The organism is Geodermatophilaceae bacterium NBWT11 (genome assembly GCA_014218215.1).
Lineage (GTDB): Bacteria > Actinomycetota > Actinomycetes > Mycobacteriales > Geodermatophilaceae > Klenkia.
This window is the reverse complement of sequence record CP043652.1, coordinates 2,797,985-2,819,839: the sequence shown is the minus strand read 5'-3', so window position 1 is coordinate 2,819,839 and position 21,855 is coordinate 2,797,985. Positions and strand designations below refer to the sequence as shown.

The 21,855-nt window shown below is 73.8% G+C and carries 21 protein-coding genes; 6 read left to right on the top strand and 15 right to left on the bottom strand.

Annotated features, from left to right (window positions below; all coding sequences use genetic code 11):
* The first annotated feature begins 11 nt into the window (after positions 1–11).
* Positions 12–1,097, top strand: a complete 1,086-nt coding sequence (disA, locus tag F1C76_13530) for a DNA integrity scanning protein DisA (GenBank protein ID QNG37467.1) — start codon at positions 12–14, stop codon at positions 1,095–1,097.
* Positions 1,098–1,165: 68 nt separating this feature from the next.
* On the opposite strand, the gene F1C76_13525 is transcribed toward disA, so the two are convergent.
* A complete protein-coding gene (locus F1C76_13525; GenBank protein ID QNG37466.1) occupies positions 1,166–1,876 on the bottom strand; it encodes a MucR family transcriptional regulator in 711 nt (236 codons plus the stop codon).
* Between the two features lie 53 nt (positions 1,877–1,929).
* On the opposite strand from F1C76_13525, the gene F1C76_13520 reads away from it, so the two are divergent.
* Positions 1,930–2,271 carry an antibiotic biosynthesis monooxygenase gene (locus tag F1C76_13520; GenBank protein ID QNG39236.1) on the top strand — a complete coding sequence of 114 codons (342 nt, stop codon included), beginning with the start codon at positions 1,930–1,932 and terminating at the stop codon, positions 2,269–2,271.
* Between the two features lie 34 nt (positions 2,272–2,305).
* Positions 2,306–3,193, top strand: a complete 888-nt coding sequence (locus tag F1C76_13515; protein ID QNG37465.1) for an A/G-specific adenine glycosylase — start codon at positions 2,306–2,308, stop codon at positions 3,191–3,193.
* A gap of 61 nt (positions 3,194–3,254) precedes the next feature.
* Here the strand turns inward: F1C76_13515 and F1C76_13510 are convergent, their stop codons facing one another.
* From F1C76_13510 to F1C76_13470, 9 genes are all read right to left on the bottom strand, one after another.
* Complete coding sequence (locus tag F1C76_13510; GenBank protein QNG37464.1) at positions 3,255–5,789, bottom strand: ATP-dependent Clp protease ATP-binding subunit; 2,535 nt, start codon at positions 5,787–5,789, stop codon at positions 3,255–3,257.
* A gap of 342 nt (positions 5,790–6,131) precedes the next feature.
* The gene (locus F1C76_13505) at positions 6,132–6,488 is read right to left on the bottom strand and encodes an Lsr2 family protein (GenBank protein QNG37463.1); all 357 of its coding nucleotides are present in this window, start codon (positions 6,486–6,488) and stop codon (positions 6,132–6,134) included.
* A gap of 148 nt (positions 6,489–6,636) precedes the next feature.
* Complete coding sequence (gene lysS / locus F1C76_13500) at positions 6,637–8,142, bottom strand: lysine--tRNA ligase (protein ID QNG37462.1); 1,506 nt, start codon at positions 8,140–8,142, stop codon at positions 6,637–6,639.
* A 50-nt stretch (positions 8,143–8,192) separates the two neighbouring features.
* Positions 8,193–8,984: a type III pantothenate kinase gene (locus tag F1C76_13495; protein QNG37461.1), complete on the bottom strand. Its 792-nt coding sequence runs from the start codon at positions 8,982–8,984 to the stop codon at positions 8,193–8,195.
* Entirely contained in the window at positions 8,984–9,841 is an 858-nt protein-coding gene (gene nadC / locus F1C76_13490) for a carboxylating nicotinate-nucleotide diphosphorylase (protein QNG39235.1), read from the bottom strand. The genes F1C76_13495 and nadC overlap by 1 nt, the downstream gene beginning before the upstream one ends.
* A gap of 62 nt (positions 9,842–9,903) precedes the next feature.
* The gene (locus tag F1C76_13485) at positions 9,904–11,607 is read right to left on the bottom strand and encodes an L-aspartate oxidase (GenBank protein ID QNG37460.1); all 1,704 of its coding nucleotides are present in this window, start codon (positions 11,605–11,607) and stop codon (positions 9,904–9,906) included.
* Positions 11,604–12,035: an aspartate 1-decarboxylase gene (locus F1C76_13480; protein ID QNG37459.1), complete on the bottom strand. Its 432-nt coding sequence runs from the start codon at positions 12,033–12,035 to the stop codon at positions 11,604–11,606. The genes F1C76_13485 and F1C76_13480 overlap by 4 nt, the downstream gene beginning before the upstream one ends.
* Positions 12,032–12,895, bottom strand: a complete 864-nt coding sequence (locus tag F1C76_13475) for a pantoate--beta-alanine ligase (protein QNG37458.1) — start codon at positions 12,893–12,895, stop codon at positions 12,032–12,034. Before F1C76_13475 ends, F1C76_13480 begins: the two co-directional genes overlap by 4 nt.
* On the bottom strand, positions 12,892–13,818 hold the full coding sequence (locus tag F1C76_13470; protein ID QNG37457.1) for a DUF2520 domain-containing protein: 927 nt from the start codon (positions 13,816–13,818) through the stop codon (positions 12,892–12,894). Before F1C76_13470 ends, F1C76_13475 begins: the two co-directional genes overlap by 4 nt.
* 273 nt (positions 13,819–14,091) lie before the next feature.
* Here F1C76_13470 and F1C76_13465 point away from each other — a divergent pair, with 273 nt between their 5' ends.
* On the top strand, positions 14,092–14,856 hold the full coding sequence (locus tag F1C76_13465) for an SDR family oxidoreductase (GenBank protein ID QNG39234.1): 765 nt from the start codon (positions 14,092–14,094) through the stop codon (positions 14,854–14,856).
* 72 nt (positions 14,857–14,928) lie between these two features.
* Here the strand turns inward: F1C76_13465 and F1C76_13460 are convergent, their stop codons facing one another.
* On the bottom strand, positions 14,929–15,984 hold the full coding sequence (locus F1C76_13460; protein QNG37456.1) for a hypothetical protein: 1,056 nt from the start codon (positions 15,982–15,984) through the stop codon (positions 14,929–14,931).
* A gap of 95 nt (positions 15,985–16,079) precedes the next feature.
* On the opposite strand from F1C76_13460, the gene F1C76_13455 reads away from it, so the two are divergent.
* A complete protein-coding gene (locus tag F1C76_13455; GenBank protein QNG37455.1) occupies positions 16,080–16,688 on the top strand; it encodes a DUF1684 domain-containing protein in 609 nt (202 codons plus the stop codon).
* Positions 16,689–16,807: 119 nt separating this feature from the next.
* Here the strand turns inward: F1C76_13455 and F1C76_13450 are convergent, their stop codons facing one another.
* The 4 genes from F1C76_13450 to F1C76_13435 all read right to left on the bottom strand — a co-directional run bounded on the left by F1C76_13450 (position 16,808) and on the right by F1C76_13435 (position 20,609).
* A complete protein-coding gene (locus F1C76_13450) occupies positions 16,808–17,800 on the bottom strand; it encodes a glycine/betaine ABC transporter substrate-binding protein (GenBank protein ID QNG37454.1) in 993 nt (330 codons plus the stop codon).
* A gap of 191 nt (positions 17,801–17,991) precedes the next feature.
* Positions 17,992–18,984, bottom strand: coding sequence for a glycine/betaine ABC transporter substrate-binding protein (locus tag F1C76_13445; GenBank protein ID QNG37453.1), 993 nt, complete (start codon positions 18,982–18,984; stop codon positions 17,992–17,994).
* A 126-nt stretch (positions 18,985–19,110) separates the two neighbouring features.
* Positions 19,111–19,878, bottom strand: a complete 768-nt coding sequence (locus tag F1C76_13440; GenBank protein ID QNG37452.1) for an ABC transporter permease — start codon at positions 19,876–19,878, stop codon at positions 19,111–19,113.
* A complete protein-coding gene (locus F1C76_13435; protein QNG39233.1) occupies positions 19,875–20,609 on the bottom strand; it encodes an ABC transporter permease in 735 nt (244 codons plus the stop codon). Before F1C76_13435 ends, F1C76_13440 begins: the two co-directional genes overlap by 4 nt.
* 44 nt (positions 20,610–20,653) lie before the next feature.
* Here F1C76_13435 and F1C76_13430 point away from each other — a divergent pair, with 44 nt between their 5' ends.
* Positions 20,654–21,847: an ATP-binding cassette domain-containing protein gene (locus F1C76_13430; protein ID QNG37451.1), complete on the top strand. Its 1,194-nt coding sequence runs from the start codon at positions 20,654–20,656 to the stop codon at positions 21,845–21,847.
* Positions 21,848–21,855: the final 8 nt, after the last annotated feature.

Sequence of the window (21,855 nt, the reverse complement as noted above, 5' to 3'; positions counted from 1 at the left end):
CAGGAGCGCGAGTGCCCCCCGCAGTGGACCCCGAGGTCGCCCTCCGCGAGCTCCTGGGACGGATCGCGCCGGGGACGGCGCTGCGGGACGGTCTGGAGCGGATCCTGGCCGGCCGCACCGGCGCGCTCATCGTGCTGGGCTACGACCGGGTCGTGGAGTCCCTGTGCACCGGCGGGTTCGCCCTGGACGTCGCGCTGTCGGCCACCCGGCTGCGCGAGCTGGCCAAGATGGACGGCGCGGTGATCGTCTCCTACGACGGCACCCGGATCGTCCGCGCCGGCGTGCACCTCATGCCCGACCCGACCATCCCCACCGAGGAGTCGGGCACCCGGCACCGCACCGCCGAGCGGGTCGCCCTGCAGACCGACTTCCCGGTGCTGTCGGTCAGCCAGTCGATGCACATCATCAGCGTCTACGTCGCCGGCCGTCGCTACACCCTTGAGCACCCCACGACGATCCTGGCCCGCGCCAACCAGGCCCTCGCCGCCCTCGAGCGGTACAAGCTCCGGCTCGACGAGGTGGCCTCCACGCTGTCCGCGCTGGAGATCGAGGACCTCGTCACCGTCCGCGACGCGATGAGCGTCAGCCAGCGGCTGGAGATGGTCCGCCGGATCGCCGACGAGATCGAGGGCTTCGTCGTCGAGCTGGGCACCGACGGGCGGCTCCTGGCCCTGCAGCTCGACGAGATGCTGGCCGGCGTCGAGGAGGACCGGGGCCTGCTGGTCCGGGACTACCTGCCCACCGACGGGCGCCGCACGCCGGCGGGCGAGGAGGTCCTCACCGACCTGCGCGCCCTCACCGCCACCGAGCTGCTCGACCTCTCCGCGGTGGCGCGCTGCTACGGGCTCCCCACCTCCCCCGACGCGCTGGACTCCCCGGTCAGCCCGCGGGGCTACCGGCTGCTGGCCCGGGTGCCCCGGCTGCCCGCCGGCATCATCGACAAGCTGGTCGTCCACTTCGGGGGCCTGCAGAAGCTGCTGGCCGCGACCATCGAGGACCTGCTGTCCGTCGAGGGCGTCGGGGAGGCCCGGGCCCGCGGCATCCGCGAGGGGCTGTCCCGGCTGGCCGAGACCTCGATCCTCGACCGCTACAGCTGAGAGAAGGACCCCGTCTCCCCCCACCACGCGCTGCGCGCGTCGTGGGGCCCTGAGACGGGGCCATCACCTCACTGCAAGGTGAAGGGGACCGCGGGGCCGACCGCGGTGTCCAGCCGGGCCTGCAGCTGGTACGCGCCCGGCGCCGGGGTGACCCGGTCGGTGGCGCAGCCAGGCGAGCTGGTGAGCCCGCCCCAGACCACCGGGTAGGCGAGCACCTCGCCCGCGGCCAGCGTGCGGGGCTCGCTGCTGGCCTCGGGGAAGCAGTCCTGGCTGCCCCAGAGCCGGGTCCCGGCACCGTCGAGCAGCACGATCTCGCGCAGCCCGGCGTCCAGGCTGCGCGTGCAGGACACCGGCGAGGTGTTGGTGACCGTCAGCGTGAACGTCGGCTTGCTGCCCGCGGCAGCCTGCGCCGGGTCGGCGGAGACCCCGACGGCGATCATGTCGTCGCCGCAGGCCTGGCCCTCGGTGTAGACGGGTCCGGCAGGCGTCTCCAGGGCCGGTGCGGGCTCCACCGGGGCCGGCTCGGTCGTCGTGGGGGCCGGCGCGGTGGGCGTCTCCCCGGCGGCCAACGAGGGCACGACCTGCTCCAGGGACGGCGCGGGGAGCACCGGGGAGTCGGCGCCGGTGTCCTCGGCGACGGCCGCGGTGTCGGTGCCACCGGCCGCGGCGGACACCACGGCCCACCCGCCCCCGACGACGAGGGCGACCAGCAGACCGAGCAGCAGCGCACGCCGCCGCCAGTAGACGGCGGGAGGCAGCTCGCCGACCGGATGCAGCACCCTGTGACGCTAACCGTCCGACGCCGACCGGCGCGGACGGCTCGCCGCGGCGCCTGGCGCCGACCACGACCGCGTGCCACGCTCCGCCCGTGATCCTCGTCGTCGCCCGTGCCCTCGCCCGCCCCGACGGAGGGGCCGACCTCGTCGCCCTGCTCGTCGAGGCGGCCCGCGCCTCCCGCCAGGAGCAGGGCAACCTCTCCTACGCCTTCCACGCCGACCTGGAGGACCCCAACGCGTTGGTGTCGGTCGAGGAGTGGGAGACCCGGGAGGACCTGGACAGGCACATGGGCACCCCCGGCCTGGCCGCGCTGCTGGCGGCCCTGCCGCCGCTGGTGACCGCCGAGCCCACCATCACCGTGCACGAGGTGTCGGCCACCGCTCCCTACGGCGGCTGACGGGCCTCAGGGGCGGCTGGGAGACTGGCTGTTCGTGAGCTACTCCCCCACGACCGACAGCTCCCCCGGCGACCTGGTCGTCGACTGGTACGCCTGGGCGGCCCGGGACCTGCCCTGGCGGGTGGCCGGGGTGGATGCGTGGGCGGTGCTGGTCAGCGAGGTGATGCTCCAGCAGACCCCCGTCGCCCGGGTCGAGCCGCTGTGGCGTGAGTGGCTGCACCGCTGGCCCACCCCGGCCGACCTCGCGGCCGCCTCCCCCGGTGACGTCATCCGCGCCTGGGGCAAGCTCGGCTACCCGCGTCGGGCGATGCGCCTGCAGGCGGCTGCTGCGGCGATCGCCGCCGAGCACGGCAACGTCGTCCCCGACGACGTGGCGGTGCTGGAGTCGCTGCCCGGGATCGGCACCTACACCGCCCGGGCGGTGGCCTGCTTCGGCTACGGGCAACGCCAGCCGGTGGTGGACACCAACGTGCGGCGGGTGGTCGCCCGCCTGGTGCACGGCCGGGCCGAGGCCGCCCCGGCCCGCGCCACCGACCTGGACGACATCGCGTCCCTGGCCCCGGCCGACCACGACCGCGCGGTCCGGTTCTCGGTGGCCGTCATGGAGCTCGGCGCCCTGGTGTGCGTGGCCGGCACCCCGCGCTGCGGGGTCTGCCCGGTGCGCACGGTGTGCGCCTGGCGGCTGGCCGGTTCCCCGCCGTACGACGGGCCGCCCAAGAAGGTGCAGAAGTTCGCCGGCACCGACCGCCAGGTGCGCGGGCGGCTCCTGGACGTCCTGCGGGCGGCCCCCGGCCCGGTGGAGGCGGCCGAACTGGACGCGGTGTGGTCCGACGCCGTCCAGCGCTCCCGCTGCCTGGACTCGCTGCTGGTGGACGGCCTGGTCGTGCAGACCGACGACGACAGGTTCGCCCTCCCCTCCTGAGACGCGGCGAGGGCCGCCACCCGCGTGTGCGGGTGACGGCCCTCGTCAGGTGGTGCTCAGATCACGCGCTGGGTGCGCTGTCCTCGTCGCCGTCGGCGCCCGAGAGGGCGACCGGCGGGGTGTCGGGCAGGTCGATCGGCTTGGCCTCACCGCGGAAGGTGAACGTCGACTTGGTGGGGTCGGCGTTCTCCTCCACGTCGACGACGATGATCTGCCCGGGGGCGATCTCGCCGAAGAGGATCTTCTCCGACAGCGTGTCCTCGATCTCGCGCTGGATGGTGCGACGCAGCGGTCGCGCACCGAGCACGGGGTCGAAGCCGCGGGAGCCCAGCAGCTTCTTGGCCGCGGGGGTCACCTCCAGCGACATGTCCTTGTTCGACAGCTGGGTCTCGACCCGGTTGAGCATGAGATCGACGATGTGCACGATCTCGTTCTCGGTCAGCTGGTGGAACACGACGATGTCGTCGATGCGGTTGAGGAACTCGGGCCGGAAGTGCTGCTTGAGCTCCTCGTTGACCTTGAGCTTCATCCGCTCGTAGTTGCTCTGGTCGTCGTTGCCGACCTGGAAGCCCAGACCCACGGCCTTGGAGATGTCCCGGGTGCCGAGGTTCGTGGTGAGGATCAGGATCGTGTTCTTGAAGTCCACGATCCGGCCCTGACCGTCGGTCAGCCGCCCGTCCTCCAGCACCTGCAGCAGCGTGTTGAAGACATCGGCGTGGGCCTTCTCGATCTCGTCGAAGAGGACCACCGAGAACGGCTTGCGCCGCACCTTCTCGGTCAGCTGGCCGCCCTCGTCGTAACCGACGTAGCCGGGAGGGGCACCGACGAGCCGCGACACGGTGAACTTGTCGTGGTACTCGCTCATGTCGATCTGGATGAGCGCGTCGTCGTCGCCGAAGAGGAAGTTCGCCAGCGTCTTGGCCAGCTCGGTCTTACCGACACCCGAGGGGCCGGCGAAGATGAACGAACCGCCCGGACGACGCGGGTCCTTGAGACCCGCACGCGTGCGCCGGATGGCCTGGCTGACGCTCTTGATGGCCTCTTCCTGGCCGATGATCCGCTTGTGGAGCTCGTCCTCCATGCGGAGCAGACGCGTGGTCTCCTCCTCGGTGAGCTTGAAGACGGGGATCCCGGTCCAGTTGGCGAGGACCTCGGCGATCTGCTCGTCGTCGACCTCGGCGACGACGTCCATGTCGCCGGCCTTCCACTGCTTCTCGCGCTCGGCCTTCTCGCCCAGCAGCTGCTTCTCCTTGTCGCGGAGGTTCGCCGCCTTCTCGAAGTCCTGCGCGTCGATCGCCGACTCCTTCTCCCGGCGGATGGCCGAGATCCGGTCGTCGAACTCGCGCAGGTCCGGCGGGGCGGTCATCCGCTTGATGCGCATGCGGGCGCCGGCCTCGTCGATCAGGTCGATCGCCTTGTCGGGCAGGAACCGGTCGGAGATGTACCGGTCGGCCAGCGTCGCGGCAGCCACGAGTGCGCTGTCGGTGATGCTGATCCGGTGGTGTGCCTCGTAGCGGTCGCGCAGGCCCTTGAGGATCTCGATCGTGTGGGCGAGCGTCGGCTCGGCGACCTGGATGGGCTGGAAGCGACGCTCGAGCGCGGCGTCCTTCTCCAGGTGCTTGCGGTACTCGTCCAGCGTGGTGGCACCGATGGTCTGCAGCTCACCACGGGCCAGCATGGGCTTGAGGATGCTGGCGGCGTCGATCGCGCCCTCGGCGGCACCGGCCCCGACGAGGGTGTGGATCTCGTCGATGAACAGGATGATGTCGCCGCGGGTGCGGATCTCCTTGAGGACCTTCTTCAGCCGCTCCTCGAAGTCACCGCGGTAGCGGGAACCGGCGACCAAGGCGCCGAGGTCGAGGGTGTAGAGCTGCTTGTCCTTCAGCGTCTCGGGCACCTCGCCCTTGACGATGGCCTGGGCCAGGCCCTCGACGGCGGCGGTCTTGCCGACGCCGGGCTCACCGATCAGCACCGGGTTGTTCTTGGTGCGGCGGGAGAGGACCTGCATGACCCGCTCGATCTCCTTGGCCCGGCCGATGACCGGGTCCAGCTTGCCGTCGCGGGCGGCCTGGGTCAGGTTGCGGCCGAACTGGTCGAGGACCAGCGAGGTCGACGGGGTGCCCTCGGCGGGGCCGCCGGCAGCGGCCGGCTCCTTGCCCTGGTAGCCCGAGAGCAGCTGGATGACCTGCTGGCGGACCCGGTTGAGGTCGGCGCCGAGCTTGACCAGCACCTGAGCGGCGACGCCCTCGCCCTCGCGGATGAGGCCGAGCAGGATGTGCTCGGTGCCGATGTAGTTGTGGCCGAGCTGGAGGGCCTCGCGCAGCGAGAGCTCCAGGACCTTCTTGGCCCGCGGGGTGAAGGGGATGTGACCGGAGGGGGCCTGCTGGCCCTGTCCGATGATCTCCTCGACCTGCTGGCGCACGCCCTCGAGCGAGATGCCCAGGGACTCCAGCGCCTTCGCGGCGACACCCTCACCCTCGTGGATCAGACCCAGGAGGATGTGCTCGGTGCCGATGTAGTTGTGGTTGAGCATCCGGGCTTCTTCTTGAGCCAGGACGACGACCCGACGGGCTCGGTCGGTGAACCGTTCGAACATCTGCTGCTTCCCCTCTGACCGGCTCGGACGTGCGGTGCTGCTCCCCTCGCGGGGTGGTGCTGCCGACGTCGTCGACTGTTGTCCGTCCGAGGACGGGGCACCGGTCGTTCCACTGTAGTCACCGACGCGGGGTCGGGAGCGTGCGTGCACACCCTCCGGTCCTGCGTCTGCCCTGCACAACTGACGGTCCCGGACCGGTGTTCCGCCCCGGTTACGCCCTCAGCGCAACGGACCGAGGCCCGACCCCGGGAACGGGGTCGGGCCTCGTGACGTGCTGGAACGGCCCCGTCTCAGGGACCCGCGGCGCGCGGAGCGGGTCGTGGGGGGAGACGGGGTCCTTCCTCAGTGAGCTGCTTCGTAGGCGTCGACGACGGTGGCGGGGATGCGGCCCCGGTCGCTGACGTCGTGGCCGTTCTTGCGGGCCCAGTCGCGGATCGCGCCGGCCTGCTCGCGGTCCATCCGGCCGGCGCCGCCGCCGGTGGCCTTGGAACGGCCGGCGCCGGAGGCGCGGGTGCCGCGGCTGCTGACCTTGCGGGCGGCGTTGACGTACTTGCTGAACACGTCGCGCATCTCGCCGGCGTTCTTGTCCGACAGGTCGATCTCGTACGTGGTCCCGTCGAGGGAGAACGTCACGGTCTCGTCCGCCGAGACGTCGTCATCGAGGTCGTCACTGAGGATCACCTGGACCTTGCGAGCCATCTTGTTTCCCTTTTCCGTTGCTGGCCCCCGTGCGGCCGTGGAACTCGTCGCCATTTCGGCGACGCATTCATTGCACCACGACGCACGCGCATTGGACGAATCCGCGTGGCCATTCGCAGGAAAAGAGCCCCGATCGGGTCAGAATGGTCTAGGAAGTGATCGGGCGCACCAGCGGGAAGAGGATCGTCTCGCGGATCCCGAGACCGGTCAGCGTCATCATCAGGCGGTCCATCCCCATTCCCACACCACCGGTCGGGGGCATCCCGTACTCGAGTGCCTCGAGGAAGTCCTCGTCGAGCACCATCGCCTCGGGGTCACCGGCAGCGGCCAGCAGCGCCTGGGCGGTGAAGCGCTCGCGCTGGACGACGGGGTCGACGAGTTCGGAGTACCCGGTGCCCCGCTCGATGCCCCCGATGTAGAGGTCCCACTTCTCGGCCACGCCCTCGACCGACCGGTGCGCACGGGTGAGCGGGGAGGTCTCGGTCGGGTAGTCGACGACGAAGGTGGGGTCCTGCAGGGTGTCCTGGACGAGGGCCTCGAAGAGCTCCTCGACCAGCTTGCCGGCTCCCCAGGCGGGGTCGACGCCGACGTCCACCCGTTCGGCGTGCGCCCGCAGGGTCTCCACCGGGGTCGCCGGGGTGATCTCCTCCCCCAGCGCCTCCGAGGTGACCCCGTAGAGCGACACCTGCGGCCAGACGCCGGAGAGGTCGACCTCGGTGCCGTCGTGGTGCCGGGCGACGTGGTCGCCGAACAGCGCCGCGCAGCTCTCCTGCACCAGTTCGCGCGTCGTCGTCGCCATCTGCTGGTAGTCCGCGTGCGCCTCGTAGAACTCCAGCATCGCGAACTCCGGGGAGTGCGAGCTGTCGGCGCCCTCGTTGCGGAAGTTCCGGTTGATCTCGAACACCCGGTCCAGCCCGCCCACGATGCACCGCTTGAGGAACAGCTCCGGGGCGATGCGCAGGTACAGGTCGAGGTCGAAGGCGTTCATGTGCGTGCGGAAGGGCCGGGCGGTGGCCCCGCCGTGCACGACCTGCAGCATCGGGGTCTCGACCTCGAGGTAGCCGCGGGTGGTGAGCCCGGCGCGGACGGCGGCGTTCACCGCCGAGCGCTGGTGCACGACCCGGCGGGCCTCGTCGCGGACGATGAGGTCGACGTAGCGGCGGCGGACCCGCAGCTCCTCGCTCATCGGCTTGTGTGCGACCGGCAGCGGGCGCAGCGCCTTGGCGGCCAGCTGCCAGGAGTCGGCGAACACCGAGAGCTCCCCGCGGCGGGAGGTGCCCACCTCGCCGGTGACGAGCACGTGGTCGCCCAGGTCGACGTCGGACTTCCAGGCGGCCAGGGCCTCCTCGCCGACCCGGTCGCGGGAGAGCATGACCTGCAGCTCGGTGCCGCCCTCGCGCAGCGTCGCGAAGCACAGCTTGCCGGTGTTGCGGCTGAAGATGACCCGGCCGGTGACCCCGACGACCTGGCCGGTCGTCTGGTCGGCGTCCAGGTCGGGGTGGGCGGCGCGGACGTCGGCCAGCGACGTCGTGCGGGCCACGCCCACCGGGTAGGGGTCGACACCGGACTCCCGGAGCCGGTCGAGCTTGGCGCGGCGGACGCGCAGCTGCTCGGGCAGCTCGTCGTCGGGCTGTTCGGGTGGTTCGACGGTCACCCCACGAGCCTACGGAGTCCGGGCCCGGTGGCCCCGCTCACGTGCCTCCCTCAGCGCCCACCGGCCTGGTGCCGCTGGTGGGCCAGCCGCAGGCCGTGCACGGTGAGGTCGGGCTCGCGCTCCCCGATGGACCGGCAGCTGTCCACGACCAGCGGGTGCAGTCCCCCGGTGGCGACCACGACCGGGCCGACGCCGAACTGGGCGATCAGCTCGGCGGCGATCCGGGTGACCAGCCCGTCGACGAGCCCGGCGAACCCGAGCACCACCCCGGACTGCAGGGCGGCCACGGTGTTCTTGCCGATCGCCTGGGTGGGCACGGTCAGCTCCACCGAGCGCAGCTGGGCCGCGCGGGCGGCGAGGGCGTCCAGGGACACCTCGACGCCGGGGGCCAGCGCGCCGCCGAGGAACGCACCGGTCGGGCCGACGGCGTCCACGGTGGTGGAGGTGCCGAAGTCCACGACGACCACGGGCCGGCCGGTGCCGTCGGGGCGTCGTCCGAACAGCTCGTGCGCGGCGAGGGCGGTGACCACCCGGTCGGCGCCGACCTCGCGGGGGTTGTCCACGTGCAGCGGCACCCCGGTGCGCACGCCGGGACCGATGAGGGTGACCGGCACCTCGAGCCGGTCGAGCAGCTGCCGGAGGGTGGGCAGCAGCTGGGGCACCGTGGAGCAGGCGGCGACCCCGGTGACCTCGGTGTCGCGCAGCAGCCCGCGCCAGAGCAGCTGGAGCTCGTCGGCGGTGGCCCGGGGCTGGGTGCGCACCCGCCAGCAGCCGGCCACCCGGTCGCCGTCGAACACGGCGAGCACGGTGTGGCTGTTGCCGACGTCCACGGCCAGCAGCATCAGCCGGTCCGCAGGTCGAGGGCCAGGTCCAGGATGGGCGAGCTGTGCGTGAGGGCCCCGACCGACAGGTAGTCCACCCCGGTCTCGGCGACCTCGCGGGCCACGGCGAGGGTGAGCCCCCCGGTGGCCTCGGTCTCGGCCCGCCCGGCCACCGCGGCGACGGCCTCGCGCAGCACCGCCGGGCTCATGTTGTCCAGCAGCAGGAAGTCCGCCCCCGCCTCGACGGCCTCCACGGCCTGCGCGACGGTGTCCGCCTCCACCTGCACGGTCACCCGTGGCGCCCGCTCGCGGACGGCGGCCACGGCGGCGGCCACCGACCCGGCCGCGGCGACGTGGTTGTCCTTGATCATCGCGACGTCGTAGAGCCCCATCCGCTTGTTGGAGCCCCCGCCGCAGCGCACCGCGTACTTCTCCAGGGCGCGCAGCCCGGGGGTCGTCTTGCGGGTGTCCAGCACGACGGCACCGGTGCCGGCCACGGCGTCCACCCAGGCGCGGGTGGCGGTGGCGATGCCGCTGGCCCGGCTGGCGATGTTGAGCGCGCTGCGCTCGGCGGCCAGCAGCGCCCGGACGTGGCCGGACACCGTCAGCAGCACGTCCCCGCGGCGGACGACGTCGCCGTCGGCGGCCGAGGCGGTGATCGTGGCCGAGGGCGACAGTCGGCCGAACACCCGGGCGGCGACCGGGAGGCCGGCGACGACGCCGTCGGCCCGGGCGACCAGGTCGGCGGTGCCCCGCTGGGTGGCCGGCACGGTGGCCGCGCTGGTGACGTCGTGGGCCACGGCCTGGTCGGGGGCGTGCGGCAGCGGCGAGCCGCCGGTGAGGTCCTCGGCCAGGGTGCGCTCGACCAGCTCGGCCACCCAGGCCTCGGTGAGGCCGGTGCCGGTCAGGTCCCGGGCGTCACGGGGGGTGGCCACCTCGCTCACCAGGCCACCGCCACGGGGGTGCCCACCGGGCGGGGGGTCAGCTGCAGGGCGCCGTCGTGCCCCAGCTGCAGGTCCAGGTGCACCAGCCAGGCGTCCTCGGCGTCGGGGTGGTCCTCCCGCCAGTGGCAGCCGCGGGTCTCCTCGCGGGCGCCGGCGGCGGCGGTCAACGCGGTGGCCACGGTCAGCAGGTCGGTGGCCTCCCAGCCGGCGACCCCGGGCTCGGCGTCCCCGAGCCGGGCGGCCAGTCCGGCGAGCGCGCCGGCGGCCTCGGTCAGCCCGGCTCCGCTGCGCAGCGCGCCGACCCGGGCCGACATCGTCGCGGTGAGCTCGGTGCGGGCGGCCGGGTCGAGCAACCCGTCGGCGTGGGCGGCGTGCGGCGGGACCTCCTCGGGGACCGGGAGCTCGACGGCCAGCGCCGCACCGATCCGGCCGGCGAACACCAGGCCCTCCAGCAGCGAGTTCGAGGCCAGCCGGTTGGCCCCGTGCACACCGGTGCAGGCGACCTCGCCGCAGGCGTAGAGCCCGGGCACCGTCGTCCGGCCGGTGAGGTCGGTGGCCAGGCCGCCCGAGGCGTAGTGCGCGGCCGGGGTGACCGGCACCAGCTCGGTGACCGGGTCGACGCCGGCCTCCCGGCAGCGGGCCACGATGGTCGGGAAGCGGTCGGCCAGGCCCTCGACGTGGCGGGCGTCGAGGAACACGTGGTCCACCCCGTCGCGCAGCTGCACCCGGGTGATCGCCTTGGCGACGACGTCGCGGGGGGCGAGCTCGGCGAGCGGGTGCACGCCGACCATGAACCGCTCCCCGGCGGCGTCGCGCAGCAGCGCGCCCTCCCCGCGCAGCGCCTCGGACACCAGCGGCTGCTGACCGCGGGCGCCCGGGCCCAGGTACAGCGCAGTGGGGTGGAACTGGACGAACTCCAGGTCGGTGGCGACCGCCCCGGCGCGCAGGCCCAGCGCGACACCGTCGCCGGTGGACACGGCCGGGTTGGTGGTGGCCGCGTAGACCTGGCCCATCCCGCCGGTGGCCAGCACGACCGCCCGCGCCCGGACGGCGCCGACGCCGTCGGAGCTGCCCTCCCCCAACACGTGCAGGGTGACCCCGGCGGCCCGCCCGGCGGCATCGGTGACCAGGTCCAGCACCATGGCGTGCTCGACCAGGGTGATCCCGGGGTCGGCGGTGACCGCGGCGTGCAGCGCGCGCTGCACCTCGGCGCCGGTGGCGTCGCCGCCGGCGTGCACGATCCGGTCGGCGTGGTGACCGCCCTCGCGGGTGAGCAGCAGGTGCCCGTCGGGGCCGCGGTCGAAGGCAGCGCCCCAGCTGATCAGCTGGCGCAGCCGGTCGGGGCCCTCGGTGACCAGCGCGGCCACGGCCGCCGGGTCGCACAGCCCCACGCCGGCCACCTCGGTGTCGGCGGCGTGGTCGGCCGGGGAGTCGGTGTCGGCGAGCACCGCGGCGATGCCGCCCTGCGCCCACCGGGTCGACCCGTCGTCCACCTCGACCTTGGTAACGACGGCGACCGACAGGCCCGCGGCCCGGGCGTGCAGCGCCACGCACAGCCCGGCGACGCCGGACCCGACGACGCAGACGTCCGCGGTCAGCTCCCAGCCCGGCACCGGGGCGGCCAGCCGCAGGGGCAGGCCGGTGGGCAGCGGGGGCCCGGCGACCGGGGTGGCGCTGGGGTGGACCGCGGTGGTGGTCACCGGCCGGGCTCGACGACGTCCCCGCGCACGAGCCCGTTGCCGGCGACCCCCGGCGGCGGGGTGGCCGGGTCGGTGCCCAGCTCCACCACCCGGTTCTGCCCGTCGACGTGCACGACGGTCGGGATGTGCGCCTTGGCCTCGGCGTCGTCCACCAGCCCGTAGCTGATCAGGATCACCAGGTCCTCGGGGTGCACCAGGTGCGCGGCCGCGCCGTTGATGCCGAGCACGCCCGAACCGCGCCGGCCGGGGATCACGTAGGTCTCCAGCCGGGCGCCGTTGGTGACGTCGACGATGGCGACCTGCTCGCCGGCCAGCAGGTCCGCGGCGTCCATCAGGTCCTCGTCGACGGTCACCGAGCCCACGTAGTGCAGGTCGGCCTGGGTCACGGTGGCCCGGTGGATCTTGGACTTGAGCATGGTGCGCATCATCGGGATACCCCCAGGTGGACGGCGGTGTTGTCGATCAGTCGGGTGCTGCCGGCGCGGGCAGCGACGAGCAGGCGGGCCGGGCCCTCCGCCGGCGCGGGGCCGAGGTCGGGGTCGGTCAGGGCGAGGTAGTCGAGCACCAGGCCGGGTGCGGTGTCCAGCACGGCGTGCGCGGCGGCGAGCACCGCGTCGGCCCCGTCGGACCCGGCAGCGGACCCCGCACGCAGGGCCGCGGACAGGGCGGCCGCCGCGGTGCGCTGGTCGCCGTCGAGGAACCGGTTGCGGGAGCTCAGCGCCATCCCGTCGTCCTCACGGACCGTGGGGACGCCCACGACCTCGACGCCGAGGGCGAGCTCGCGGGCCATGCCGCGCACCAGGGTGAGCTGCTGCCAGTCCTTCTCCCCGAAGACCGCGACGTCCGGGCGCACCAGGCCGAAGAGCTTGGCGACGACGGTCAGCACCCCGGCGAAGTGCCCGGGGCGGACGGCGCCCTCCAGCACGTCACCCGCCGGGCCGGGCTGCACGGTCACACCGGTCGCCGGCTCGGGGTAGACGTCGGTGACACCGGGGTGGAAGACCACGTCGGCGCCCTCCTCGGCCAGGGCAGCGAGGTCGGCGTCCCAGGTGCGGGGGTAGCGGTCGAAGTCCTCCCCCGGCCCGAACTGGGTCGGGTTGACGAAGACGGAGACGACGACGCTGCCGCCGAGCCCGCGGGCGGCCCGCACCAGCGTGCGGTGCCCCTCGTGCAGGGCGCCCATGGTGGGCACCAGCACGACCGGGGCGGGGAGCGTGGCCAGCACCTCGCGCAGCTCGCCGACGGTCTCGGCGACCACGGGCAGCCGCAGCGCGGTGTTCGCGGTCATCGCGGCACGTCCTGTCCGGCGGCGTCGAGCAGCTCGGTGAGCGGGGCTGCCTCGTGCGGCTTGAGCCGCCCGGCGGCCGCGGCCCGCTCGGTGGTGCGGCGGGCCATCGCCACGTAGGCGCCGACGGCGTCGGGGGCCCGCTCGGCGAGGGTGGCCAGGTGCCCGGCGACCGTGCCGACGTCCCCCCGGCTGACCGGGCCGGTGAGCCCGGCGTCCCCGCGGCGCAGCCCGTTGTCCAGGGCGGCGGTCAGCAGCGGGCCCAGCACCCGGGCCGGGCTGTCCACGCCGGCGGCGCGGAGCAGGTCCGCGGCCTCGGCGACCAGCGTGACCAGGTGGTTCGCGCCGGTGACCAGCGCTGCGTGGTAGAGCGCCCGGTCGTCCTCGGCGACCCAGAAGGGCTCGCCGCCCATCTCCAGCGACAGCGTCTCGGCCACTGCACGGTGCTCGGGACGGCTGGTCACGCCGAACGCGGTGCCGGTGAGCCGGGCGACGTCCTCGGGACCGCCGGAGAAGGTCATGGCCGGGTGCAGCGCCAGGCTGAGCACGCCGTGCTCCTCCGCGGGGGCCAGCACGGCCAGGCCGTGGGCGCCGGAGGTGTGGAAGGCCAGCTGGCCGCGACGCCAGGCGCCGGTGCCGGCCAGGCCGGCGACCAGCCCGGGCAGGGTGTCGTCGGGGACGGCGAGCACCACGAGGTCGCTGGCGGCCACCACCTCGTCGGCGGGCAGCAGCGGGACCCCGGGCAGCAGCCGGCCGGCGCGCTCGGCGGAGGCGGTGGACACCCCCGACGCGGCGACGACGTCGTGACCGGCGGCGGCGAGGGCCGCACCGAGGACGGAGCCGACCCGGCCGGCGCCGACGATGCCCACGCGGAGGCGGGCGGGGGGCGGGACGGGTCCTGCGGGCGTGCGGCGGGCACGGTTCACGGGGGTGCACCTCTCGTTCCAGTCCCTCGCGGGTACCGGACTGTCGGCGGGTGCGGCTCCTCGTCGTCGGGGAGCCGCGGGTGGATCGGGTGGTGCGGCGACGCGGGCCCCTGCTGCGACCGGGTGTGTCACGCAGGTGTCGTGTCGTCGGCGAGTGTGTTATCCCAGGGGCCGCTCGGCAACGCACGGCGGCTGTGTGCTGACTCACCCGTGGGGCTCGGTAGGTTCGCCGCGTCGGCGACGCGGCCGGCCAGCACCCCCGAGGAGCACCCCCTGAGCACGTCCGACTCCTACGCAGGACGCACCGCCCTGGTCACCGGCGGCAGCCGGGGCATCGGGCTGGCCATCGCCCGCAGCCTGGTCGACCGCGGCGCCCGGGTGGTGCTCACCGCCCGCAAGCCCGAGGCGCTCGCCGAGGCGGTCGAGGCCCTCGGCGGCCCGGAGGTCGCCGTCGCGGTGGCCGGCAACGCCGGGGACCCCGAGCACCGCGCCGAGGCGGTCCGCACCGCGATCGACACGTTCGGCAGCCTGGACTGCCTGGTCGGCAACGTGGGGATCAACCCCTACTACGGACCCCTGATCGAGGCCCCGCTGGACGCCTTCCGCAAGATCCTGGACACCAACGTCGTCGGCACCCTGGGCCTGGTCCAGGAGGCGCACCGGGCGTGGATGGGCCAGCACGGCGGGTCGGTGCTCATCGTGGCCTCGGTCGCCGGGCTGAAGTCCAGCGCCGGGATCGCCGCCTACGGGGTCAGCAAGGCGGCGCTGGTCAACCTCACCACCCAGCTGGCCGTCGAGCTCGGTCCGCAGCGGATCCGGGTGAACGCCGTCGCCCCGGCCGTGGTCAAGACCAAGTTCGCCGAGGCGCTGTTCACCGGCCGGGAGGACGAGGTCTCCGGGCAGTACCCGGTCGGCCGGCTCGGTGTGCCCGAGGACATCGGCGAGGCCGCGGCCTACCTGCTGTCCGACGGCGCGGGCTGGGTGACCGGTCAGACCCTGGTGCTCGACGGCGGCGCGCTGAGCCAGGGCCCCATCTAGAGAAGGACCTCGTCCCTCCCCACGACACGCTGCGCGCGCCGCGGGTCCCGGGGACGAGGCCGTTCCAGACCGTCACTTCCCCCTGAGCACCCGGGCGAGGACGTCGTCGCCGTCGTCGTCCTCGGCGGCGCGGCGGCGCCGGCGGCCGCCCCCACCGGCGGTCGCACCGGACTCCTCGAGGATCTGGGTCAGCCGCTGGTGGCCGGCGGTCTCGTAGACGTCCGGTTCGTGCTCGGGCTCCTGGGGGACGGCGACGACCTCCTCCTCCGGGGCCGCGCGACGGTGCCGGCGTGGGGCTGGACCGTCCTGGGGCGTGCGCGCGACCGCGGCCGGGGCGTCCCAGAGGGCCGCGTGCGAGCCGGTCGTGGGGCCGGGTGCGGGTTCCGGCCTCGGCTCGGGCTCGGGCTCGGGCTCGGGCTCCGGCTCGACGACCCGCGGCAGGGCCTGGGTGGACTCGGCAGGGCCGGGAGGGGCCGGTACCGGGGGCGGGACGGCGCGGCGGGGCTGCTCGACGACGGGCTCGGAGAGGGGGGTCCCCTCCAGCAGGCGCGCGTCGGGTGCGCCCAGCAGCGGGCGGTCGGCCGGCATCCGGATGGACTGGGTGCGCATCACGATCCGCTCGACCAGCATCTCCCCGGACAGCTGCTCGGTGAGCTCCCGCCGCAAGCGGCCCATGTCGGCGCGCAGCTCACCGAGCCCGGCCAGCTGGTCGCGCAACTGGGCCACCGAGGCGAGGTCCGCGCGCATCTGGTCCAGCTCGGCGCGCATGGCCTCCTGCGCCTCGCGGCGCAGCTGGTTCTCCAGCGTCAGCTCGAACTCCCGGCGGGCGGCGACCTCACGCTCCAGCTCGAGCTCGTAGGCCTGCCGCAGCTCGGCCTCCCGCCCGGCGGCGACGGCCTGGTCGGTGGACCGTCGGCCGGCGGCGAACGCGGCGATGACGAACGCCCAGGCGACGGCGATGACGGCCAGGCGGAGGTAGAGCGCGTCCTCGGTGAGGAAGACGGCCAGCGTGGCAGCGATGGCCAGGGCGAACCCGAGCACCAGTCCGACGACCCGGACGACGGGGTTCAGGCCGGGCCGGGACGTGCCGGGGACCCGCGGTCCCGTCTCGTCCGGCTCACCTGCCACATCCGTGACCTTACGGGCTCCCGGACCCCCCTCGGCCGTGACCTGCCCCGCTGTCGGACGCGCCGGTCCGCGCCGGCGGTGCCACAGTCGTCCCGGTGAGCCTCACCCTCCTCGACTGGCGCCGACAGGTGCACGCCCTCTACGCCGCCGTGCGGGCCGAGCCCGACCCCGCCGCCGGGTGGGCCGCCTGGCGGGCCGGCCGCGACGCGCTGTTCGCCGACCACCCGGACTCCCCGCTGGGCCCCGACGCCCGGGCCGCCTTCACCGGGCTGCCCGTCGCCGACCACGACCCGGCCTTCCGTTTCCGGGCCCGGCTGGACACCGACGTCGAGCCCCAGCACCTGTCGCTGCCCACCGCCGACGACGGCGTCGTCGACCTCGACCTGCTGGGCCGGGTCACCCTGGGCGACCTGGGCCGGCTCGACGTGTGGTGGCTCGGGGGCTACGGCGGGGGCGTCTTCCTGCCCTTCCGCGACGGCAGCGCGGGCCAGACGACGTACGGCGGGGGGCGCTACCTGCTCGACACCGTCAAGGGCGCCGACCTCGGCGGGGACGACGGGCACCTCGTCGTCGACCTGAACTTCGCCTACCACCCCTCGTGCACCTACGACCCGCGCTGGTCCTGCCCCCTGCCCCAGGCCGGCAACCAGCTCGATGCCGTCGTCCCGGTCGGCGAGCAGCTCCCCGAGAACGGCTGGTACTAGAAGGACCCCTCTGCCCCCCACACCTCGCAAGCTCGGCGCGGGCCCCTGCAGAGGGGCCGCTGACGCCAGAGGCGGGCACCCCGTGTGGGGTGCCCGCCTCTGCGGTCCGGTCCTTCGCGCTACTGGGCGAGGATCGGGTCCGTGCTGAGGACCTGGGCCATCGAGATCTCGCCCTGGATCAGGGCCTGGTTGGTGGCCGCACCCAGGTCGTAGTCGCCCAGCGAGGCGAACTGGAAGCCGTAGACGTCCTCGAGCCCGATCTGGCAGAAGGGCCGGGTCGGGCACTCGGGGGTGGCGCCCAGGATCAGCGAGCCGTCCGAGCAGGCCTCGGCGAGCTCGGACATCGTGGTGATGCCGCCCAGCTCCTCCTGCAGCGCGACGGTGATCGCGAAGGCGTTGCTGTCCTCGGCCTCGGCGGGCTCGCCGAAGGTCAGCCCGGCCGGGGTCCCCAGGCCGCGCAGGACCTCGACGCTGGAGTCCAGGTCACCGGAGACCACGGCCTCGTCGGGGTTGCCGTCCAGGTACTCGGCGACCGTGCCGACGTACTCGGGGAAGACCTGGAACTGGCCGGCCTGCAGGGCGGGCAGGTAGGCCTCGCGCTGCCCGACGGTCTGCACGGTGGCGGTGAAGCCGGCGTTGTTCAGCGCCCCGGCGTAGACGTTGGCCAGGATCTGGCTCTCGGTGAAGCTGGCCGCCCCGACGGTGACCGAGCCGCTGCCGGTGACGCCCGAGCCGAGGTCGTTCTCCTCGACGTAGGCGGCCGCGGCGTCGGTGACGCTCTGCCGCTCGACGTCCACGGCGGCGTTCAGGCCGACCAGGTCCTCGGTGGTGAGCACCTCCGAGACGGTGTTCAGGGCGTCGATCGCGGTGGGGTTGGCCTCGGAGTACGTGGTCTCCAGGGCCGGGATGATGTTGTCGACGGCCTGGAGCTCCTTGTCGTCCTCCATCACCACGAGGTTGTCGTCGGCGATCGGCGCGCAGGCGCTGCCGGAGGCCTGGCCGCCGTCGCTGCCGCCGGAGCCGTTGCCCGAGGAGCCGGACTCGCCGCAGGCGGCGGTGGCCAGCACCGCGGCGATGGCGAACGGAGTGAGTACGCGGGCGCGCATGCGCATGTGGTCCGCCTTCTGTGTCCCGCGTCCCCGGTCCCGGGGACGACGCGTGTCTGGCGGGAGGTGTCCCGCGGCCCTTGAGAGAACCCGGTGTGCCCTCACCAGCGCAAACCCTCGGGTGCACCGTGACCGATTCGTTGCCGAACGACAGACGGGCACCCCCGTGGGGGTGCCCGTCCGTCGTCGTCCTCGCGTTACTGCGCGAAGACCGGGTCCGTCGACAGGGCCAGGGCCAGGGAGATCTCGCCCTGGATGAGCGCCTGGTTGGTGGGGGCACCGAGGTCGTAGTCGTTCACCTGGGCGAAGGTGAAGCCGTAGGTCTCCTCGAGGCCGGGCTGGCAGAAGGGCCGGGTCGGGCACTCGGGCGTGCCACCGAGGACCAGGGACCCGTCGGAGCAGGCCTCGGCCAGCTCGGACAGGGTGGTGACCCCGCCGAGCTCGTCCTGCAGCGTGGTGGTGATGGCGAAGGCGTTCTCGTCGGCGGCCTCGGCCGGCTCGCCGAAGGTCAGGCCGACGGCCTCACCCAGGGGGCGCAGCACCTCGACGGTCGCGTCGAGGTCGGAGCTGGCGACCGCCTCGTCGGGGTTGCCGTCCAGGTACTCGGTGAGCGTCCCGACGTACTCGGGGAAGACGTCGAAGTCCCCGGCCTCGAGCGCGGGCAGGTAGGTCTCGCGCTGGCCGACGGTCTGCACGCTCGCGGTGTAGCCCGCGGCGTTCAGGGTGTCGGCGTAGACGTTGGCCAGGATCTGGCTCTCGGTGAAGCTGGCGGCGCCGACGACGACGGCACCGCTCCCGGCGGTCGCGTCGGCGCCCAGGTCGTTGTCGCTGACGTAGGCCGCGGCGACGTCCTCGGCGGACTGCCGCTCGATGTCCACCCCGGAGTTCATCGCGACCAGGTCCTCGGTGGTGAGCACCGTGGAGATGGAGCTGAGCACCTCGAGCACCCCGGGGTTCGCCTCGGAGAACGCGGTGTTGATCGCCGGGATGATGTTGTCGACGGCCTGCAGGCCCTTGTCGTCCTCGAGGACGACGAGCTGGTCGCCGGGGATCGGCGCGCAGGCGTCGCCGGAGGCCTCCCCGCCGCTGCCCGCGCTGGTGCCGGACGAACCGGACTCACCGCAGGCGGCGGTGGCGAGCACCGTGGCGACGGCGAACGTGGTGGTGAGGATGCGGGCGCTGGTGCGCATGGGTCCGCCTTCTGTGTCCCGCGCCCCCGGTCCGGGGGCGACGCGTGTCTGGCGGGAGGACTCCCGCAGCGCACGACTCTGCGCCGCACCACCGACCTGTGCAATCGACCGTTGCCGTCCCGTGACCTACCGGGGGGAGGAACCGGCTCCGACGAGGTCGTCCCGGTCGTCGGCGGCCGGCAGGTCGACCGGCTCGTCGACCGGCCGGCGGTTCCTGGCCCGGCTGAACGGCAGGGTCTTCTGACCGGGGGTGACGGCGAAGCTGACCAGCGCCAGCAGGACCTCGGTGATGAGGGCCAGCAGCGCCACGAGCAGGGCCCCGGCCATCACCACGCCGTTGTCCTGCCGGGCGAAGCCGGTGCGGATGACCGAGCCGAGCGTGCCGCCGCCCAGGAGGGCGGCCAGGGTGGCGGTGGCGACGACCTGCACGGCTGCTGTCCGGATGCCGGTCATCATCAGCGGCACCGCCAGCGGCAGCTCGGCGCGGAAGACCACCTGCTTCTCGCTCATGCCCATCGCCCGCGCGGACTCCACGACGTCCCGGTCGACCTCGCGGAAGCCGACGTAGGTGTTGGCCAGGATCGGCGGGATGGCGAAGACCGTCAGGGCGATCACCGGCGCCCAGATCGTGAACCCGATCGGCGTCACCGCGAAGATCGTCAGGATCGCCAGCGTGGGGACGGCGCGGGACACGTTGGCCAGGCCGACGGTCAGCGCCCCGCCGCGGCCGGTGTGCCCGAGGACGACCGCCAGCGGGACGGCGACGACCAGGGCGATCCCCAGCGAGAGCCCGGCGATCTGCAGGTGCTGGCCGGCCAGGTCGAGGATGCCGCGCGGGCGGGTCCAGTTGACCGGGTCGTTGAGGTAGAGGAACGCGTCCCCGACGACGCTCACGCGGCGGCCTCCACGGTCTGGGCGGGCGTCCCGGTGGACGAGGTGACCGCCCGGGTGGGTGTGCGGGTCCAGGGCGTGAGCACCCGCTCAAGCAGGGCCAGCAGCTGGTCGGCGATGAGGGCCAGCACGACGCAGGCCAGGGTGCCGAAGACGATCGGCGGCCGGTAGTAGTTCGCGCTGAAGCCGTTGACGATGATGATCTGGCCCAGCCCGCCCTGGCCCACGACGACCCCGACGGTCACCAGCGCCACGGTGGAGACCGTGGCGATCCGGAGCCCGGCCATGATCGAGGGCAGCGCCAGCGGGATCTCCACCTTCAGCAGCAGCCGGCCCGGGCCGTAGCCCATGCCCCGCGCCGCCTCGACGGCGTCGGCGGGCACCGCCTGCAGCCCGGCCAGGAAGTTCCGCACCAGGATGACCAGCGAGTAGAGCACCAGGCCGACCGCGACCGTCGTCTCCGACAGCCCGGTGAAGGGCGCCAGGAAGGCGAACATGGCCAGCGACGGGATCGTGTAGACCAGCGTCGAGACGCCGAGGACGGGCCCGGTGAGGTACCGGCTGCGCCGGGCGAGCAGGGCCAGCGGGAACGCGATCACCGCCCCGATCAGCACCGAGACGACGGTCAACCTGACGTGCTGGGCCAACAACGGCATGATGGTGCCCCAGTTGTCGACCACCCACGAGGGGCTGAACCAGGGGTTCGGCGCCGCGTCCACCGCGAGCACCGTCATCTCGCTCGCTGCGCTCACCGAGTGCTCACCAGGAAGGCCACCGCGTGGACGCTACTGCCACCTCCACCGCACCCACCACCGCTGACGCAGGTCAGGGGGGCGCCGAGCACATCCGCCTCGAGGGGGTCAGCAAGGTCTACGCCGACGGCACGGTCGGCGTGCAGGAGCTCGACCTGGACTTCGCCGCCGGTGAGCTGACCGTGCTGGTCGGCCCCTCGGGCTGCGGGAAGACCACCACGATGAAGATGATCAACCGGATCATCGAGCCCAGCACGGGCCGGATCCTGGTCGGTGACGACGACGTGACCCGGGTCGACCCGGTCCAGCTGCGACGCCGGATCGGCTACGTCATCCAGAACGTCGGGCTCTTCCCGCACCAGTCCATCCGGACCAACGTCGGCACCGTCCCCAAGCTCCTGGGCTGGGACAAGAAGCGCACCCGCGACCGCGTCGAGGAGCTGCTCACCACCGTCGGCCTGGACCCCGCCACCTTCGGTGACCGCTACCCCCACCAGCTCTCCGGTGGCCAGCGTCAGCGCGCCGGCGTCGCCCGCGCCCTGGCCGCCGACCCCTCGGTGCTGCTGATGGACGAGCCGTTCTCCGCCGTGGACCCGGTCGTGCGCGAGCGCCTGCAGGGTGAGTTCCTCCGCCTCCAGGAGACCGTCCGCAAGACGATCGTCTTCGTCACCCACGACATCGAGGAGGCCGTGCGCCTCGGTGACCGGATCGCGGTGATGAGCGAGGGCGGCAAGGTCGAGCAGTACGCCACCCCCGCCGAGCTGCTGGGCCGTCCGGCCAGCCCGTTCGTGGCCGACTTCGTGGGCTCGGACCGCGCGCTCAAGCGGCTGGCCGTCACCGGCATCGCCGTCGAGGACCTCGAGCACCCGCCCGTCGTGCACGTCGACGACAGCCGGGCGCAGGTCCGCGAGGTGCTCGAGCGGGCCGGCGCCCGCTGGGCCGTCGTCCTCGACGACCGGGAGGACCTGCACGGCTGGATCTCCACCGACCGCGCCGCCGGCGAGGGCAGCGTCTACGACGCCAGCCGGCGGATGGAGGCCTGGGTCCCGGTCGACTCCACGCTCAAGAACGCCTTCGCCATCATGCTGCGGATGGAGGCCGGCTGGGTGGCCGTGCTGGACGGCGGCCGCTTCCTCGGCGTCCTCACCCCCGAGTCCCTGCACCGCGCCCTGCGGCGGAGCGTGGAGGGCCAGGTCCCCGAGACCGCCGGAGCCGTCTGACCCCCTCG